A 15,970-nucleotide genomic window follows, 5' to 3' on the forward strand; every position below is an offset into this window, starting at 1 on the left:
ACGGCTGTTCTCGCAGACTTCCCCTCAAGGTTAGAATGCACGAAATCAGGATGAGTCAATGACCGACAATTCTCTCTCGCAAGCCGAATATGACGCCATCACCGATGCCGCTGCGCACTGGTGCATGCGTCTGCACGCCGTCGACTGCACCGCCGAAGAGCGGATCGCCTTCGAACATTGGCGTGATGTTCATCCGCTGCATGCGTTCGAGTACGAAGCCATGCTCGAGATCTGGGAAGTCGCGGGGGATTTGCCGCGTCCCGAAGCCGTTACATCGGTAGCTCGCTTCAAACAGGCCGCTCCTTGGCGCACGGTCGGCATCGCCGCCGCCGTGTGCGCCTTGGCGTTGCCGCTGGCGGCGTACAGCGGCTGGAACATGGGCTGGCTACCGAATTCGTATCAGCATTTCGAAGCGAGTGACACGGTCCGTCAGGTCACCCTGAGCGATGGCAGCCAGGTGGAGCTGAACCTCGGCAGCGAACTGATCTTCAGCAACTACAAGGATCAGCGCCGGGTCACGCTGGAAAAAGGCGAGGCCTTCTTCAGCGTCAGCCACGATCTGGCTCACCCTTTTGTTGTCAGGGCAGCGGACGGCAGGATTCGCGTCACCGGGACCAAGTTCAACGTCTGGATGTACGAGGATCAGGTACGCGTGAACCTGATTGAAGGCTCGGTGCTGGTGAGCAGCAACGATGACCTTCCGGGGGATGGCTTGCGCCTGGGGCCGGCGATGCAGGCGCGTTATAAACACGGCGACTTCACGCCGCAGATCAATCAGACCTACCCCAACGACAATTCCCTGGCGTGGCGCAGTGGCAAACTGGTGATCGATGATCTGGCGCTGAACGATGCCCTGCCGTTGATCAACCGTTACCTGAGCAAACCGGTCATGGTCGCTGACCACAGCACCGGCACGATTCGCCTGGGTGGCATCTACAACATCAAGGAATTGAACAACCTGGTGGCGTCCCTGCCCAAGGTGCTGCCGGTCTACCTGACCCGTAACAAGGAAGGTAATCCGGTACTCAATTCGATCCCGCAACAAACCCCTAAAAGCTGAAAAGGCCGCAACCCTCAAGGGGGTGTGGCCTTTTTTACTGCTTGAATCGCCCTCTTACTGAGCGGCGACCTTCCCGGCTTTTTCATCCTGCTCGCGGATCGTCTGCGCCTGATACTGCGGATCTGAGGTTATCTGCTGCTCGGTAAACGGCAGCGGGCTCAACTGCTTCTTCGAAAAGGCAACGGTCTGATCCCGTGAGTACTTCGACGTCGGGTCGCTGGACAACGAGAAAGCCAGCAGGCCTTGGGCGTGCGGCCCCTTGTCATCAAAGGTCACCACTTGCAAATAGCTGGTGCCGCTGATGACTTCAAGTTTGCCGTCGGTTCTCGGAACACTCTGGATGGCGTTGTACACGCCAAGCGTGCCTGGGCCGCCGTGGATCGGCGTCTGTTGCCCACCGCTGCTGACCACCTGAATATCACCCCAACGGCTGTCATCCTTGAGCCCCAGTTTTTCCACCTGTTCCACCGACGCCAGCATCGCCTCGCGAATCGCCTGGGTGACCTGCGAATTATCGAGCGCCAGGCCACGGGGCGTGTGCTGCGGATCTTTCGGGTCGAACGCCACTCGCCAGATATCCGGGACTTGCTGCAACGGTTCCATGACATTCTGGAAGTGTACAAAGCCGAGTCCGCTGTCCAGATTCGCACTGCGGTCCCAGGTCTTCAGGCTCGCGCACATCGGAGCGAGCGTTGCTGCATCGGCACCCAGATCGTTGGCGCAAAATTGCAGCAGGTCCGGCATCACTTGCCCGGCCTGGTACACCTGATCGTCCATCACCATCCGTTGCAGATCCGCCGCCGAGACCGGACCGGCCTTGCTCAGCGTGCTCAACCGGTCCAGAGCGAACCGCGAGCGCAGCCCCAGCGGCTGGCCTTCCTGACTGATCAGGGGCGAGAAACCGGTGAGCGGTTGCGCCGGGTTGGCCATCCACGCCGAATCGTTGGAGTGTTGGACGTAGTCCCTGCGTTGCAGTTGCGGCAACTTGTCCGCCGCATAAATGCCTTTTTGCGCGGCGTTCGGGTCGATGTCCCAGGCACAGGCGCTGTTTGAACCATCGAGCACGATCAACTGCAACCCGACGCGCGGGTCGCTGCACTTGGCGAGTTTGTCGGCACTGACGTTCGGCACCACCGACAGGTTCATGTACAGCGTCTGCCCCTGATCATCCACCGCCAGGGTATTGACCCACGGGATACCCTGAATCTTGTGGACCGAGGTCTGTAGATCCTTGAGGCTGGAGGCCTGGTTCATGGCGTACCACTGCTGCAACACCCGGTCGTTTTCCAGGTTGGCATCGCGCAGGCTGTAGGCGTACTGATTGTCCCAGTCGAGTTTTCCGGGCCACTGCACGATCGGACCGAACTGCGAGCTGTAGACCACATGGGACACCGCTTTGGTCTGGCCGTCGGGCTGTTTCACGTTCACCGTCACGGTCTGCTTGTTCATCGGCAGTGACTGGCCGTCGAGCAGATAACGGGTCGAATCCTTGGGATCAAGTTGCAGGCGATACAGGGTGAAGTGCTTGGACGTGTCCACCGTATGGGTCCACGCCAGGTGTTGGTTGAAACCGATATTGATCATCGGCAACCCCGGCAACGCCGCGCCCATCACGTCCAGCTTGCCGGGAATGGTCAGGTGCATCTGGTAGAAGCGCATCCCGCCAATCCACGGGAAATGCGGGTTGGCCAGCAACATCCCACGGCCGTTGAACGAACGTTCGCTGCCGACCGCCACCGCGTTGCTGCCGCGATCCAGCGCGAACCGCTGCATGCGCGTGGCCGCCAGCTGAAATGACGACCCTTCGCCCGCGGCCTGAGCAACGGCCTTGGGTGGCGTCGCCCCCGCCAACGCTTCGGCGAACTGCCCTGCTCCACCTTCGACCAACAGGCGGCGGGTCAACTTGACCAGGTCCTGCGAGGTGATGTCGCGCACCCATTCGCCCTGGCACTGCTGCGGCAAACCCTGTTCACGACGCTCGGTCAGCGAGCGGTTGTATCCGGCCACATAACCGTCGACCAGATCACGCACTGGCTGAGTTTGCGCCTTCCAGAACCCGGCGACGGCTTCTGGGGTATTGAGCCAGGTGAAGAACAGGTCGCTGACCTGGTTCTCGCGCTCCTCGACCGTCAGCTGATCCGGGCCGAAATAGCGTGAGCGCTCGCCATTGACGGTGACAATCTCATTGGCCAGCAAGCACAGATTGTCCTGCGCATAGGCGTAACCGATGCCATAACCGAGTCCACGCTCGTCTTCGGCACGAATATGCGGCACACCAAAACTGGTGCGGCGAATGTCGGCGCTGGCCTGCTCCGGCGCATTGCGTGCATTTGCCGCAAGACTCAGCCCTACCAACATGCCCGCAAGGCTCAACCTGGTAAATTGCCTGGAAATAATCACGCTCGCTCCTGATCGAAAAGACAAACACCCTGCGTCAAACACGCATCGCGCCTTCCCCTAGGAACGAAACCCACGACAAAAATTTAGGCCCTGAAAGGCGCTTTAACCAGCCTGCTCACAGGACGCTGACGTGACGGTGACGAATTTTCTACATTCGATCCTTCATTATTTGCCGTGCTCATACGTCTTATTGAATGAGAGCACCCATCACATTTCCTGGCCGGCTCGGAAAAGGAGTTTTTGCATGTACAACTCGCAACTGCCAACGGACGGTAGTCACGCGCCCAAGCGTTCAGCCATGGACTCCGGGGTCTTCAGTCAACGAGGCGAGCGTAATGGTAACGAGCGGATCAGATTGCTGCTCAAAAGCTTCGGCCTGCGAACCAGCCTGATTCGCCTCAAGGTCATCGACGCCTTGCTGACCGCCGCCGAAAGCGAGCGCAGCCTGGGCGTGCGAGGCGTGCACGGCCATTTGCTGGACCTGGATATTCCCCTGTCCTTTCTGAGTGTGCGAGAAGTGTTGAAACGCTTGTGCAGCGAAGGCGTGATCACCCTCAATGCCGACAAAAGCTACAGCCTGCATCCGCACGCTGTAGCCATGCTCCATCGCGACTGATCAGGTCAAGGTGCGTCGCTCAAGGCTTGACCTTGCGACGCATCACACCATTGACCACCACCACGATCACCGCGACGCCGATGGCGATGTACTGAAACAGCTTCTCGCTGATGACGCCTGCGTTTTGCAGATACGAAAGGCCGAACATGATCCCCAACACCACCAGGGAGATCAGAATCGAGTATTTCAAACGTTGCGACTGAGTCATTGCGAATTCCTGAACCTGAAAAATGTGTCCGGTTTGTATCCGAAAGCATGCCAAGCCCCTACCTTTGTGCAGGAATGGGACGCTGCAAACGGGGTCTCATGTTACAGCCGATGAAGAGATTTGGCTTTATTACGGCGATAACCATGAGGATTTTCAAATGTTCCGTCGAATCACACGGCTGATTCCCCTGCTCGCGCTGCTGATGCTGAGCGGCTGCATCGTTTTCCCCCACGGTGGCCGGCACGGCGACCACCATTACGATCGCGGTGGACCGGGTTATTACCAGCATCGATAACGTATGACGCGTAAGTAATTGAACATCCGCTTGTAAGAAAAGCGGATATCCCGTGATTGCTGAACCAATGCCCGCCCCGTTGCGGGCATTTTTCGTACATACACTTTCCCTTCTTTTTTTACTGCCCTCCCCCCATCGAAACCTGGCGAAAACTATTGAAGCTTTCAGTCTTAATAGTCCGTTTGAGGTATTCATACCCGCTTGATTAATCTTGGCGCATCGCAATAAGACCCACTATTTAACTTCACGACGAAGAACAGGGATGCCATGCACAAACCGCTCATAAATATTAGCCCCTATCAGGTGTTCGGCTTTTGCCTTGCCATTACTTTTTTTGAACTTCTGACGTATATGGCCAGCGACATGATCATGCCCGCCATGTTGACCGTCACTCATGATCTGAATGCCAGCGGGAGACATGTCCCCTACGCCTTCAATCTTTATCTGGCGGGCGGCATTCTTCTGCAATGGCTTATTGGTCCGCTGTCGGATCAGTTCGGTCGCCGACCGATGTTGCTCATCGGTTGCGGTTTATTCGCCCTGTCCTGTGCCGCCGCGTTCAGCGTGCACAGCATTTATGCATTCAACGGCTTGCGGGTGATTCAGGGCATGGGGCTGGGATTTGTCATCGCGGTCAGCTATCCAGCCTTGCAAGAAGTGTTCTGCGAAGCCGACGCAGTAAAAATCATGGCGTTGCTGGGCAACGTTGCATTGCTCTCTCCGCTGCTGGGGCCTTTGCTCGGCAGCCTGCTGCTGGAGTGGTTGTCCTGGCGGCAGCTGTTTTTACTGCTGGGTATCGGCGGCCTGTTGGTCTGGCTCGGGCTTTACCTGTTCATGCCGGAAACCGTGGGTACCTCGCGTCATGACGGTCAGCGACTGGCGGCGGTGCCGTTCGAATGGCGCGGCACCGTGCGCCGTTATGCCGCGTTGCTCGGCAACCCGCGATTCCTCAGCGCCTCGGTCGCGCTGGGGGTCATGAGCCTGCCCTTGATTGCGTGGATCGGGCTGGCTCCGCTCCTGCTGATTCACAATCAGGGACTTTCACCCTTGCAGTACGGCCTGTGGCAGATCCCGGTGTTTGCGGCCGTCATTCTCGGCAACCTGATACTCAATCGATTGATCGCCGACACTGAATTGCCGCAACTGATTCGATACGCGTTGTGGCCGTTTTGCGGCGGACTCCTCGCCTTGCTCGCCAGCAGTTTCTACGGGGCGTCTACGCCTTTGCTCATCAGCGCCCTGGCCGTTTATGCCATCGGCCTTGGCATGAGCAACGCCGCCCTGTACCGGCTCGCGCTGTTTTCAAGCGACGACAGCAAAGGCCTGGTCTCGGCCATGATCGGCATGATCTCGATCGCCGTCATGGGCGGCGGCGGCTCGCTGATTGCGGCGGCCGGTGCCGGTGACAACCACGAATCCTTCGCCCTGATGGCGGCTATTGCAGGGCTCATGTGCCTGCTGCCCTTGCGCCTTTTTCTGCGGCGTTCTCACCTCCCGCTTGCTGCCTGACTCCACCCGAAAGGTCCTTCGATGATCCATTTACCCCACACCGATGCGCTTTGCGCGTTAACGCAACCCTATTGCCTGGATTCCGTGCCTGAAGGCCTGTTCGACCGGGCCATGGGGGAAGTCAGCCTGTTTCATTGTCACCACACGCCTGGCTATGAGCGCTGGCTCAACAGCAACGGGCTGGTCGCTCAAGACCTGGCGACACTGGATGACTGGTCAAGACTACCGCCGATTTTCGCTCACTATTTCAAACGTCACCTGTTGTTCGGCCCTACGGGCGAAGGCGCACTGGAGCTGACATCGTCCGGCACCAGCGGCCAGAAAAGTCGCCTGCGCTATGACCAGCGCAGCATGGCGGCCGCCCAGGGCATGGTGAGCCACATTTTTCGCCATTACGGCTGGGACACTCCGGACAGTCCCTGCAACTACTTGCTACTGAGCTATGAACCCAAGGCTGCGATCACCTTGGGCACTGCGTACACCGACCAGTTTCTGTGCAGCTATGCGCCGGTCAACCGCATCGCTTATGGATTGCGCCTGACGGGCAACGGTCACGCGTTCGATGTTTTTGGGGTGATCCGCGCCTTGCAGGAATTCGCCGAAGAAGGATTGCCGGTGCGCATTCTCGGCTTCCCGGCGTTCCTCTCCCACGCGTTGCAGCACATGGAAGACACTGGCGTCGCGGATCTCAAGCTAGCGGCCGAGTCCCTGGTGTTTCTCGGGGGGGGTTGGAAAACCCAGGCCGCACAGGAAATTCCTTTGTCGCAGTTGTATCAACGCATCCACCGCCAATTGGGCATCGACCTGTCCCGCTGCCGGGACGGTTACGGCGCTGTCGAGCATGCCGTGCCCTACATCCAGTGTGCTCGGCAGCATTTCCATGTGCCGGTGTATTCGAAGGTCTTCGTGCGCAACCCATCCAGTTTCACTGTTCAACCCTACGGTCAGCGCGGCTTGTTGGAGTTCGTGTCGCCGTACATTTCGTCCAGCCCCGCGCACGCCGTTGTCATGGGCGACCTGGCGACGCTGCACCCCGCTGCCAGCTGCGGATGCGGCTTGCAGACCGACTGGTTTGAACTGCATGGACGCGCCGGCACGACCGCCAGCCGCAGCTGCGCAATGGCCGCGTCTGAACTGATTGAAGGAGCCTGACATGTACTTGATCAATGGTGAACTGCGGGACGATATCACCCTCGAGACAGCCCTCGAGCAACTGTATCCACAATTGCCACAGCGGTTGAATGCACCGATCGACAGCGACACCGTCATCGACGCAGCGGCCCGATTTGCCCTGCAATTGCAAGCTGGCCGACTGGATGTGCCCCTCGACAACGATCAACGATTGGGGCTTGTCGACTTCTGCCAACGCAGCCACCTCACCACCAAGCTTGAACGTGAGTTGGGTGTGCAACCGCGTTCGTTACGGCGTATTGATTACCGGCAAGCCTGTTTTGAAAGCTGGCATCCGCTGGGGCTGGTGGTGCACATCACGCCGGGCAATGCGCCGATGCTGGCGTTCTGCGCGGTCCTGGAAAGTCTGTTGGCCGGCAACATCAACTGGCTGCGCCCCAGCTCCAGCGATCAAGGATTGACCGCCCGGTTACTCGCCGCGCTGGTGCATTGCGACACCAGTGGCCAGTTGGCTGATTTCATCGCGGTGCTGCCGGTCAGCACGGCTCAGATAGCGCAACTCTGCACCCGCGCCGATGGCGTCGCCGCCTGGGGTGGTGTAAACGCGCTAAAAGCGATTCGTCAGCAGATCCCGGCCGGGTGTCGCTGGATCGATTGGGGCCACAGGATCAGCTTCGCTTATCTGTCGCCCGAGGCGGCGAGCGATTCGACGCTGGACGCGCTGGTGGATGAAGTGTGCAGTCTGGATCAGCAAGCATGCTCCAGCCCGCAATGGCTGCTGGTAGACAGCAACGATCCGGCGGTTTTGCTGGACCTGGGTGAACGTCTGGCCAAAGCCTTTACATGTCGTTCCTCACATTGGCCGGCGTTGGTTCCTACCGACCAGGAGGCTTCGGAAATCACCACCCGTACCGCGATGGCGAGGCTGGAACACTGCTTTGCGCAGCAGACTGGTCAGGTCTGGACCGGCCCGGGATGGAGGGTCATCTGGGATCACCATCAGACGCTCGCGCCCTCGCCGCTGTTTCGTACACTGCTGCTCAAACCGGTGCCGCAACACTTGATCGCCGAGACGCTATTGCCTTGGCGCACCGTCCTGCAAAGCTGCGTGCTGATGTGTTCTGCGGTGCAGACGCCCGGGTTGGTGCGCTCGCTGGTCAATGCCGGCGTTACGCGTATTGCCCCGTGCGGGCTGATTCATGACGGCTACCCTGGGGAACCCCATGACGGCGTCTACGCGCTGTCGCGCTTCAGTCGCCGCCTCTCGGTGAGTCTGTCGCCTGAGGCCGTGCCTGGCCGGGCAACACTCGACGCGCTGCCAACCGCTGCGGATACACGTCATGAGCCGATCATGAACAAAAACACATTCATGACCCAGCCGATCAACGCCATGGCCCAGCTGTTTTTCCGCTCTGGGGGCAGCAGCGGCACGCCAGCCCTGGCCGGGTTCAGCTATCAGGACTTTCAACGGCAGATGCGCGCGGCGGCAGACGGCCTGTTCGCCGCCGGTCTCGACCCGTCAACGGATCGGGTGATGAACCTGTTTTACGGCGGCAGCCTGTATGGGGGATTCTCCAGCTTCACCAAGGTTCTGGAATTGATGGGCGTTACACATTTCCCCATGGGGGCGCCGCACGATGATGACTTCAGCGAAATGGCCCGAATGATCGTGGATCATCGCATCACCGTGCTGATCGGCATGCCGAGTACGTTACATCGCTTGTTTTTCAACGAACAAAGCCAGCTTCGCGCGTACTCGGGCATCAGCAAAGTGTTCCTCGGCGGCGAGCACCCAGGCCAGGCCAGCCTGCGCCTGATGGAAAGCTGCGGAGTCTCGACGATTCGCTCCGCGATTTATGGCTCGGTCGATGCCGGTCCGCTGGGGCATGCCTGCGCGGCAACGGCAGACGGCGTCTTTCATTTGATGTGCGATACCCAGCATCTGGAAATCGTGCATCTCGAACACGATTCTCCGGTGCAAGCCGATGAGATCGGCCGGCTGCTGTTCACCTCTCGGGCCCGGCAAGGCCAGGCCGTGCGCCGGTATGACGTGGGGGACACCGGTCGCTGGATATCCGGAGCCTGCCCTTGCGGGCTCGACTCACCGCGATTCGAATTGCTGCAGCGCCACGGCAAGCTGATACGGATGGGCACGGAATTCATTTCACCGTCGGCGCTGCAGGACAGCCTCGGCCTGCCCGTTCAACTTGTGCTGGACCACGCCTGCGATGGCAGCGAGCGGTTGAAGGTTTTAGTGAACCTGGAGGCCGAAAAGGCGTATGAAAAGTTATTGACCCACGCCGCACTGACCAATGCCGTGAATGCCGCGCTGATCACGGTAGAAGTTCACGAGTGTGCTGAATCCGAATTCACCAAAAACAAACACAGCGGAAAAACACCGTTGGTTATCGACAACAGACATTAAACATCTCGTTTGTCTTTTAATCTCACAACGCCTGATAAAAAAAAGAGAACCCAGTGAAAACAACTTATTCGCTTGAACAACTCTTGCCTTATATAAGGCAACACTCAAACTTCTATCGCAAACACCTGCAACACTTACCGGCAGAAGGTATTACTTTAAAAGACCTGCCGCTGACCAATGTGGCCGACTATTGGGCTGACAGTAACGACCTGAATCATTGGCCTGTGCTGACCGGCAACATCGAAGACGCGCTGGTGTTTAAAACCGGCGGATCCACCAGTCAGGGCAAACTGACGGTTTACTCGACCCGCGAGTGGCAAGCCTTGGTCAGTACGTTTGGAAACAGTGTTTCCTCTCAACTGAAGGACGGTGACAGGGTCGCCAACCTGTTCTTTTCCGGCGATCTCTACGCCAGTTTTCTGTTCATCCACGACTCGCTGGCGCACGTCAAAAGGTCCATCTGTGAGTTTCCGTTCACCGGCGAAGTTTCGCGGTCGTCGCCGATGAAGTCCGCGCCCTCGCCGCCCGCACGCAAGCCAGCACTTCGCAAATCAATGAAATGCTCAAGCGCCTGACCCAAGGCGTGAGTTCGTCTGTAACTGCGATGGAAAATACCCAGGCCAGTTGCCAGTCTGCCGCCGACGCCACGGCGCGGGTCAACACGGGCCTGGATGAAATGGCCGGCTCGGTCAGCCACATCAACAGCCTGAGTACGCAGATCGCCACCGCCGCCGAGCAGCAAAGCGCGGTGACCGAAGAGATCAACCGCAGCATGGTGCAGATCCGTCACATGGTGGATGAGCTGGTGAAAAGCGGCCAGGCCAGCGAACTTAATACCCAACAACTGCTGCAAGCCAACGCGCGTGTCAGCTCGATCATGGGGCGGTTCAAGGTTCGTTGATCGCTGCTGAATTACACATGCTCCCTGGGGCCGGGGAGTTGGGTCTGGTGAGGATCTTTGTGGCGAGGGGGCGTGCCCCCTCGCCACGACAGCTTGGCGTACCTGTATTACTTCGAAACAACCTCGTATCTCTTCCCGGCAAAAAATGGTCAAAATGCATCTTTTTGGCCGCAACCCGAGACGAGATCCCCCATGCGAATCCACCTGCGTCTGGTCGCCCTGAGCGCCCTTTTTATCTCCTCCATGGCCCAGGCCGCCGACCTGGTCCCGATCGAAGTCCACCGTGACGCCAACTGCGGCTGCTGCAAAAAATGGATCAGCCACCTCGAGGCCAACGGCTTCAAGGTTGAAGACCACGTCGAATCCAACATGAGCGAATTCAAGCAGCAGCACGGCGTGCCTCCACGCCTGGCGTCCTGCCACACCGGCCTGATCAACGGCAAATTCGTCGAAGGCCATGTGCCTGCGGATCAAGTCCTGGCCTTTAGCAAACGCAATGACCTGCTGGGTGTTGCGGCACCGGGCATGCCTATGGGTTCGCCGGGCATGGAAATGGACGGCATGAGCGATGCCTATCAAGTGATCGGCCTGAAAAAGGACGGCACTGATGTGGTGGTGGCGGACTACCCGGCCCATTGATGGGTGGCGCCTACATCGGGCTGTTCTTCGCGGCGTTCGGTGCCGCGACCTTGCTGCCGTTGCAATCCGAAGCGCTGCTCGTGGGGCTGTTGCTCAGCGAACAGTATTGGCTATGGTTGCTGCTGGCCGTCGCGACGCTGGGTAATGTCCTCGGTTCGGTGGTGAATTGGTGGCTCGGCTGTCGCATCGAGCGGTTTCGCGACCGGCGCTGGTTTCCGGTCAGCCCGCGCCATCTGGAACAGGCCCGAAAACACTATCAACGCTATGGTCATTGGTCATTGCTGCTGAGTTGGGTGCCAATCATCGGTGACCCGCTGACGTTGGTGGCCGGCGTCATGCGCGAGCCGCTTGGGCGGTTCCTGCTGATCGTGACCCTCGCCAAAGGTGCTCGTTATGGCGTGCTGGCCCTGGCCACGCTCGGCTGGATCGGTTGAACGATCGGCGGCGGCGATTGCCTGTCTTTAATGTCGCCCTAATCATGCCGATCCAGCATCGGCGGGTTTTCTATGGAGCTCACCCATGTCCCTTCCCCTCTCCCGTTGGCTGCCCGGCCTGTTTCTGACCGCTGCACTGCCTGTTCTGGCTCACGCCGAAGGCCCGGAATACGGGCCGGAACTGCAAGGGTTCGAGTACCCCTATACGGTCAAGCACTTCTCGTTCGAGTCCCAAGGCAAATCCTTGCAGATGGGTTACATGGACGTCGCCGCCCACGGCAAGGCCAACGGGCGCAGCGTGGTGTTGATGCATGGTAAAAACTTCTGCGGCGCCACTTGGGACAGTTCGATCAAAGCCCTGAGCGAAGCCGGTTACCGGGTGATTGCGCCGGACCAGATCGGTTTCTGCACCTCCAGTAAACCGGATAACTATCAGTACACATTCCAGCAACTGGCGACCAATACCCAGCAACTGCTCAAAGCCCTTGGCATCCAGAAGTCCAGCGTGCTCGGGCACTCCACCGGCGGCATGCTCGCCACACGCTATGCGTTGCAATACCCCGATCAGGTCGAGCAACTGGCGCTGGTCAATCCCATTGGCCTGGAAGACTGGAAAGCCCTTGGCGTGCCCTATCGCACCGTCGATCAGTGGTACGAGCGCGAACTCAAGCTTAGCGCCGACGGCATCCGCACCTATGAACGCAACACCTATTACGGTGGCCGCTGGAAGCCTGAATTCGATCGCTGGGTCGATATGCTTGCCGGCTTGAACAAAGGCCCGGGGCACACACAGGTGGCCTGGAACTCGGCGTTGATCTACGACATGATCTTCACCCAGCCGGTGTACTACGAGTTCAAGGACCTGAAGATGCCGACGCTGTTGCTGATCGGCACGTCCGACACCACGGCCATCGGCAGTGACATTGCCTCCCCGGAGGTCAAGGCCAGGCTCGGTCATTACGACGTGCTCGGCAAGCAAGTGGCAAAGTTGATTCCGCAGTCCACACTGGTTGAATTCCCCGGCATGGGCCACGCGCCGCAGATGGAAGAACCGGCGCAATTCCACCAGGCATTGCTCGACTGGCTGAACAAAACCAATCCCGTGCGTTAATGAGGTAAGGCTGATGGCGGTGCAGATTGCGGTGATCGATGATTGGCAGGACGTGGCCCGTGACGTGGTCGACTGGTCAGTGCTGGACTGCCTCGGCGAGGTGAGTTTTATCCATGATTACCCCGCCGACAACGCAACCCTGGCGGAGCGCCTGGGTAAATTCGAAGTGATCTGCGTAATGCGCGAACGCACCCGCTTCGATGAAGACCTTCTGCGCCAATTGCCGACACTCAAGCTGCTGGTCACCGGTGGTATGCGTAATGCTGCGCTGGATCTCAAGGCCGCTGCGGCACTGGGTATCCAGGTCAGTGGCACCGACAGCTACAAACACGCCGCTCCAGAACTGACCTGGGCGTTGATAATGGCCGCGACCCGCAATCTCGTGGCCGAAGCCAATGCCTTGCGCGCCGGGAAATGGCAGCAAGGCCTGGGCGGCGACTTGCACGGCAAGACACTGGCGATCCTCGGCCTTGGCAGCATCGGCCAACGGGTCGCGCAGTTCGGTCAGGTGTTCGGAATGCGGGTGATCGCGTGGAGCGAAAACCTCACGGCCGAACGTGCCGCTGAAGTGGGCGTGACCTATGTCAGCAAGCAGGAACTGTTCGAGCAGGCCGATGTGCTGTCGGTTCATCTGGTGCTCAGTGATCGCAGCCGCGGATTGGTCGACGCCCAGGCGCTGGACTGGATGAAACCCTCGGCGCTGCTCGTCAACACCGCCCGCGGACCGATTGTCGATGAGGCTGCGCTGATCAAGGCCTTGCAAAAGAATCGACTCGCGGGGGCGGCACTGGATGTGTTCGACATCGAGCCATTGCCGGTGAATCATCCGTTCAGAACGCTGGACAACGTGTTGGCAACGCCGCATGTCGGGTACGTCAGCCAACAGAACTACCATCAGTTCTTTTCGCAAATGATCGAGGACATTCAAGCGTGGTCGGCGGGTGAGCCGATTCGCCTTCTGAGCTAGGACCGAAGCGCCGCTCTCGCACTCGATCGATGTTGGTCAATACTGAACGTGAAAACCACGTATCCTCTGCGCCCGTTTCACGTTCAACCTCGCGAGGGCAGTTTGTCTAAAGGTATCGCTTTATCGGTCTCGGCCTCGGTGCTGTTTGCCGTCATGTATTACTACACCTCGCTGCTCACCCCCTTGAGCGGCGTGGAGATTTTCGGCTGGCGCATGCTGCTGACCGTGCCGTGCATGACCGTGTTCATGATGGTTTCCGGCGAATGGAAACGCGTGGTCGAGATTTTTCGGCGTATCGCCGGGAATCGCAAACTGATCGCCGGCCTGATCGCCTCCTCTGCCCTGCTCGGCGTGCAGCTTTGGCTGTTCATGTGGGCGCCGCTCAACGGCTACAGCCTGGATGTGTCGCTCGGCTATTTTCTGTTGCCGCTGACCATGGTCCTGACCGGGCGGATCGCCTATGGCGAGCGCCTCTCGTATCTGCAAAAAATCGCCGTGGTGCTGGCCTGCCTTGGGGTGATCAACGAGGTGTATCAGGTCGGTGGTTTTTCCTGGGCAACCTTGCTGGTCTGCATCGGCTATCCCTTGTATTTCATCCTGCGCAAGCGCCTGGCCGCCGACAACCTTGGCGGTTTATGGCTGGACATGGCGTTGACGCTGCCGGTGGCGTTCTGGTTCGTGCAGAGTGGCGAACAGGGTTTCGGCGTGTTTGATCAACACCCGTGGTTGTCGCTGCTAATCCCGATACTCGGAGTGATCAGCGCGTCGGCGCTGGTGGTCTACATCATCGCCAGCCGGTTGTTGCCGTTCAGTCTGTTCGGGCTGTTGAGTTATGTAGAGCCGGTGTTGCTGCTGGGCGTTGCATTGCTGCTTGGGGAAAGCATCAAGCCCGGGGAATGGTTGACTTATATTCCGATCTGGCTGGCGGTGGTAGTGCTGGTGTTTGAAGGGTTCAAGCACCTGGTTCGGCATCGCAAACCTTAAGCCCTACACAAAACCAAATGCAGGAGTGAGCCTGCCCGCGATAGCTATCTGTCAGTCAACAATGATGTTGAATTTGACGACGCTATCGCGAGCAGGCTCACTCCTGCAGTTTTAACGGTGAAGCGGCTTAATCGGTGGCGAGTACACCGCGGCGAACCTGATCACGCTCGATCGATTCGAACAGTGCCTTGAAGTTGCCTTCACCGAAACCGTCGTCGCCTTTACGCTGGATGAATTCGAAGAACACCGGCCCCATCAGGGTTTCCGAGAAAATCTGCAGCAACAGACGCTTGTCGCCCGACTCGGACGAACCGTCCAGCAGGATCCCACGCGATTGCAGCTGATCGACCGGCTCGCCGTGGTTCGGCAGGCGGCCTTCGAGCATTTCGTAGTAGGTTTCCGGTGGCGCGGTCATGAAGCGCATGCCGATGCTTTTCAGGTGATCCCAGGTCTTGATCAGATCATCGCTGAGGAAGGCCACGTGCTGGATGCCCTCACCGTTGAACTGCATCAGGAACTCTTCGATCTGCCCGGCGCCCTTGGACGATTCTTCGTTCAGCGGGATGCGGATCATGCCGTCCGGCGCGGTCATGGCCTTGGAGGTCAGGCCGGTGTATTCGCCCTTGATGTCGAAGTAACGGATCTCACGGAAGTTGAACAGCTTCTCGTAGAAGTTGGCCCAATACGCCATGCGACCGCGATACACGTTGTGGGTCAGGTGATCGATGATTTTCAGACCGGCGCCGACCGGGTTGCGGTCAACACCTTCGATGAACACGAAGTCGATGTCGTAGATCGAGCTGCCTTCACCAAAACGGTCGATCAGGTACAGCGGCGCGCCGCCAATGCCTTTGATCGCCGGCAGGTTCAGTTCCATCGGCCCGGTTTCGATGTGGATCGGCTGGGCGCCGATTTCCAGCGCGCGCTTGTAGGCCAGTTGCGAATCCTTGACGCGGAACGCCATGCCGCACACCGATGGGCCGTGCTCGGCCGCGAAGTACGAAGCAACGCTGTGCGGTTCGTTGTTAAGGATCAGGTTGATCTGGCCCTGGCGATACAGGTGCACGTCTTTGGAGCGGTGGGTCGCGACCTTGGTGAAGCCCATGATCTCGAAGATCGGCTCCAGGGTGTTCGGGGTCGGCGATGCGAACTCGATGAACTCAAAGCCCATCAGGCCCATTGGGTTTTCGTATAAATCTGCCATTTTGGCGCCTCATCATTTTTTAGAATTAACGGAACGTTAGTTGCTAAGAATGCTGAAGCCGGCGGGTGGCGCGCAGGAGATGCCCC

The 15,970-nt window shown here is 58.9% G+C and carries 14 protein-coding genes and 2 pseudogenes; 13 read left to right on the plus strand and 3 right to left on the minus strand.

What is annotated here, in order from left to right; translation table 11 throughout:
* Positions 1–58 precede the first annotated feature (58 nt).
* The gene (locus AC1ROI_RS01745) at positions 59–1,060 is read left to right on the plus strand and encodes a FecR family protein (protein WP_010460659.1); all 1,002 of its coding nucleotides are present in this window, start codon (positions 59–61) and stop codon (positions 1,058–1,060) included.
* Positions 1,061–1,114: 54 nt separating this feature from the next.
* Here the strand turns inward: AC1ROI_RS01745 and pvdQ are convergent, their stop codons facing one another.
* Positions 1,115–3,460 (minus strand): bifunctional acylase PvdQ, encoded by a 2,346-nt coding sequence (pvdQ, locus tag AC1ROI_RS01750; RefSeq protein WP_102595501.1) that lies wholly within the window; start codon positions 3,458–3,460, stop codon positions 1,115–1,117.
* Between the two features lie 244 nt (positions 3,461–3,704).
* Here pvdQ and AC1ROI_RS01755 point away from each other — a divergent pair, with 244 nt between their 5' ends.
* Complete coding sequence (locus AC1ROI_RS01755; protein WP_010460662.1) at positions 3,705–4,076, plus strand: hypothetical protein; 372 nt, start codon at positions 3,705–3,707, stop codon at positions 4,074–4,076.
* Between the two features lie 19 nt (positions 4,077–4,095).
* Here AC1ROI_RS01755 and AC1ROI_RS01760 read toward each other — a convergent pair whose 3' ends face one another.
* Complete coding sequence (locus AC1ROI_RS01760; protein WP_010460665.1) at positions 4,096–4,284, minus strand: hypothetical protein; 189 nt, start codon at positions 4,282–4,284, stop codon at positions 4,096–4,098.
* 157 nt (positions 4,285–4,441) lie between these two features.
* On the opposite strand from AC1ROI_RS01760, the gene AC1ROI_RS01765 reads away from it, so the two are divergent.
* The 11 genes and pseudogenes from AC1ROI_RS01765 to rarD all read left to right on the plus strand — a co-directional run bounded on the left by AC1ROI_RS01765 (position 4,442) and on the right by rarD (position 14,680).
* Positions 4,442–4,579 (plus strand): hypothetical protein, encoded by a 138-nt coding sequence (locus tag AC1ROI_RS01765; protein WP_010460667.1) that lies wholly within the window; start codon positions 4,442–4,444, stop codon positions 4,577–4,579.
* 267 nt (positions 4,580–4,846) lie between these two features.
* A complete protein-coding gene (locus AC1ROI_RS01770) occupies positions 4,847–6,088 on the plus strand; it encodes an MdfA family multidrug efflux MFS transporter (RefSeq protein WP_083376647.1) in 1,242 nt (413 codons plus the stop codon).
* A 21-nt stretch (positions 6,089–6,109) separates the two neighbouring features.
* Positions 6,110–7,240 carry a LuxE/PaaK family acyltransferase gene (locus AC1ROI_RS01775; RefSeq protein ID WP_102595500.1) on the plus strand — a complete coding sequence of 377 codons (1,131 nt, stop codon included), beginning with the start codon at positions 6,110–6,112 and terminating at the stop codon, positions 7,238–7,240.
* A gap of 1 nt (position 7,241) precedes the next feature.
* Positions 7,242–9,644 carry an aldehyde dehydrogenase family protein gene (locus AC1ROI_RS01780; RefSeq protein WP_102595499.1) on the plus strand — a complete coding sequence of 801 codons (2,403 nt, stop codon included), beginning with the start codon at positions 7,242–7,244 and terminating at the stop codon, positions 9,642–9,644.
* Between the two features lie 53 nt (positions 9,645–9,697).
* Positions 9,698–10,132, plus strand: a pseudogene (locus tag AC1ROI_RS01785) (phenylacetate--CoA ligase family protein); the annotation flags it as partial.
* Positions 10,126–10,545 (plus strand): annotated as a pseudogene (locus AC1ROI_RS01790) (methyl-accepting chemotaxis protein); the annotation flags it as partial. The pseudogenes AC1ROI_RS01785 and AC1ROI_RS01790, both read left to right, overlap by 7 nt.
* Positions 10,546–10,737: 192 nt before the next feature.
* Positions 10,738–11,184, plus strand: a complete 447-nt coding sequence (locus AC1ROI_RS01795) for a DUF411 domain-containing protein (RefSeq protein ID WP_102595498.1) — start codon at positions 10,738–10,740, stop codon at positions 11,182–11,184.
* Positions 11,184–11,618, plus strand: a complete 435-nt coding sequence (locus tag AC1ROI_RS01800) for a YqaA family protein (RefSeq protein ID WP_077747751.1) — start codon at positions 11,184–11,186, stop codon at positions 11,616–11,618. The genes AC1ROI_RS01795 and AC1ROI_RS01800 overlap by 1 nt, the downstream gene beginning before the upstream one ends.
* A gap of 85 nt (positions 11,619–11,703) precedes the next feature.
* A complete protein-coding gene (locus AC1ROI_RS01805) occupies positions 11,704–12,729 on the plus strand; it encodes an alpha/beta fold hydrolase (RefSeq protein ID WP_010460690.1) in 1,026 nt (341 codons plus the stop codon).
* A 13-nt stretch (positions 12,730–12,742) separates the two neighbouring features.
* Positions 12,743–13,696 (plus strand): D-2-hydroxyacid dehydrogenase family protein, encoded by a 954-nt coding sequence (locus AC1ROI_RS01810; protein ID WP_102595497.1) that lies wholly within the window; start codon positions 12,743–12,745, stop codon positions 13,694–13,696.
* Positions 13,697–13,798: 102 nt separating this feature from the next.
* Positions 13,799–14,680 carry an EamA family transporter RarD gene (rarD, locus tag AC1ROI_RS01815; protein ID WP_010460694.1) on the plus strand — a complete coding sequence of 294 codons (882 nt, stop codon included), beginning with the start codon at positions 13,799–13,801 and terminating at the stop codon, positions 14,678–14,680.
* 127 nt (positions 14,681–14,807) lie between these two features.
* On the opposite strand, the gene hppD is transcribed toward rarD, so the two are convergent.
* On the minus strand, positions 14,808–15,884 hold the full coding sequence (gene hppD, locus AC1ROI_RS01820; RefSeq protein ID WP_010460695.1) for a 4-hydroxyphenylpyruvate dioxygenase: 1,077 nt from the start codon (positions 15,882–15,884) through the stop codon (positions 14,808–14,810).
* Between the last annotated feature and the right edge of the window lie 86 nt (positions 15,885–15,970).

Source organism: Pseudomonas sp. GW823-FHT02C02, from assembly GCF_058797635.1.

Excerpts from the sequence above, each read along its gene's own strand:
- AC1ROI_RS01745 (WP_010460659.1), top strand. The coding sequence starts at position 59 with ATGACCGACAATTCTCTCTCGCAAGCCGAATATGACGCCATCACCGAT.
- AC1ROI_RS01755 (WP_010460662.1), top strand. The coding sequence starts at position 3,705 with ATGTACAACTCGCAACTGCCAACGGACGGTAGTCACGCGCCCAAGCGT.
- AC1ROI_RS01760 (WP_010460665.1), bottom strand. The coding sequence starts at position 4,284 with ATGACTCAGTCGCAACGTTTGAAATACTCGATTCTGATCTCCCTGGTG.
- AC1ROI_RS01765 (WP_010460667.1), top strand. The coding sequence starts at position 4,442 with ATGTTCCGTCGAATCACACGGCTGATTCCCCTGCTCGCGCTGCTGATG.
- AC1ROI_RS01770 (WP_083376647.1), top strand. The coding sequence starts at position 4,847 with ATGCACAAACCGCTCATAAATATTAGCCCCTATCAGGTGTTCGGCTTT.
- AC1ROI_RS01775 (WP_102595500.1), top strand. The coding sequence starts at position 6,110 with ATGATCCATTTACCCCACACCGATGCGCTTTGCGCGTTAACGCAACCC.
- AC1ROI_RS01780 (WP_102595499.1), top strand. The coding sequence starts at position 7,242 with ATGTACTTGATCAATGGTGAACTGCGGGACGATATCACCCTCGAGACA.
- AC1ROI_RS01795 (WP_102595498.1), top strand. The coding sequence starts at position 10,738 with ATGCGAATCCACCTGCGTCTGGTCGCCCTGAGCGCCCTTTTTATCTCC.
- AC1ROI_RS01800 (WP_077747751.1), top strand. The coding sequence starts at position 11,184 with ATGGGTGGCGCCTACATCGGGCTGTTCTTCGCGGCGTTCGGTGCCGCG.
- AC1ROI_RS01805 (WP_010460690.1), top strand. The coding sequence starts at position 11,704 with ATGTCCCTTCCCCTCTCCCGTTGGCTGCCCGGCCTGTTTCTGACCGCT.
- AC1ROI_RS01810 (WP_102595497.1), top strand. The coding sequence starts at position 12,743 with ATGGCGGTGCAGATTGCGGTGATCGATGATTGGCAGGACGTGGCCCGT.
- hppD (WP_010460695.1), bottom strand. The coding sequence starts at position 15,884 with ATGGCAGATTTATACGAAAACCCAATGGGCCTGATGGGCTTTGAGTTC.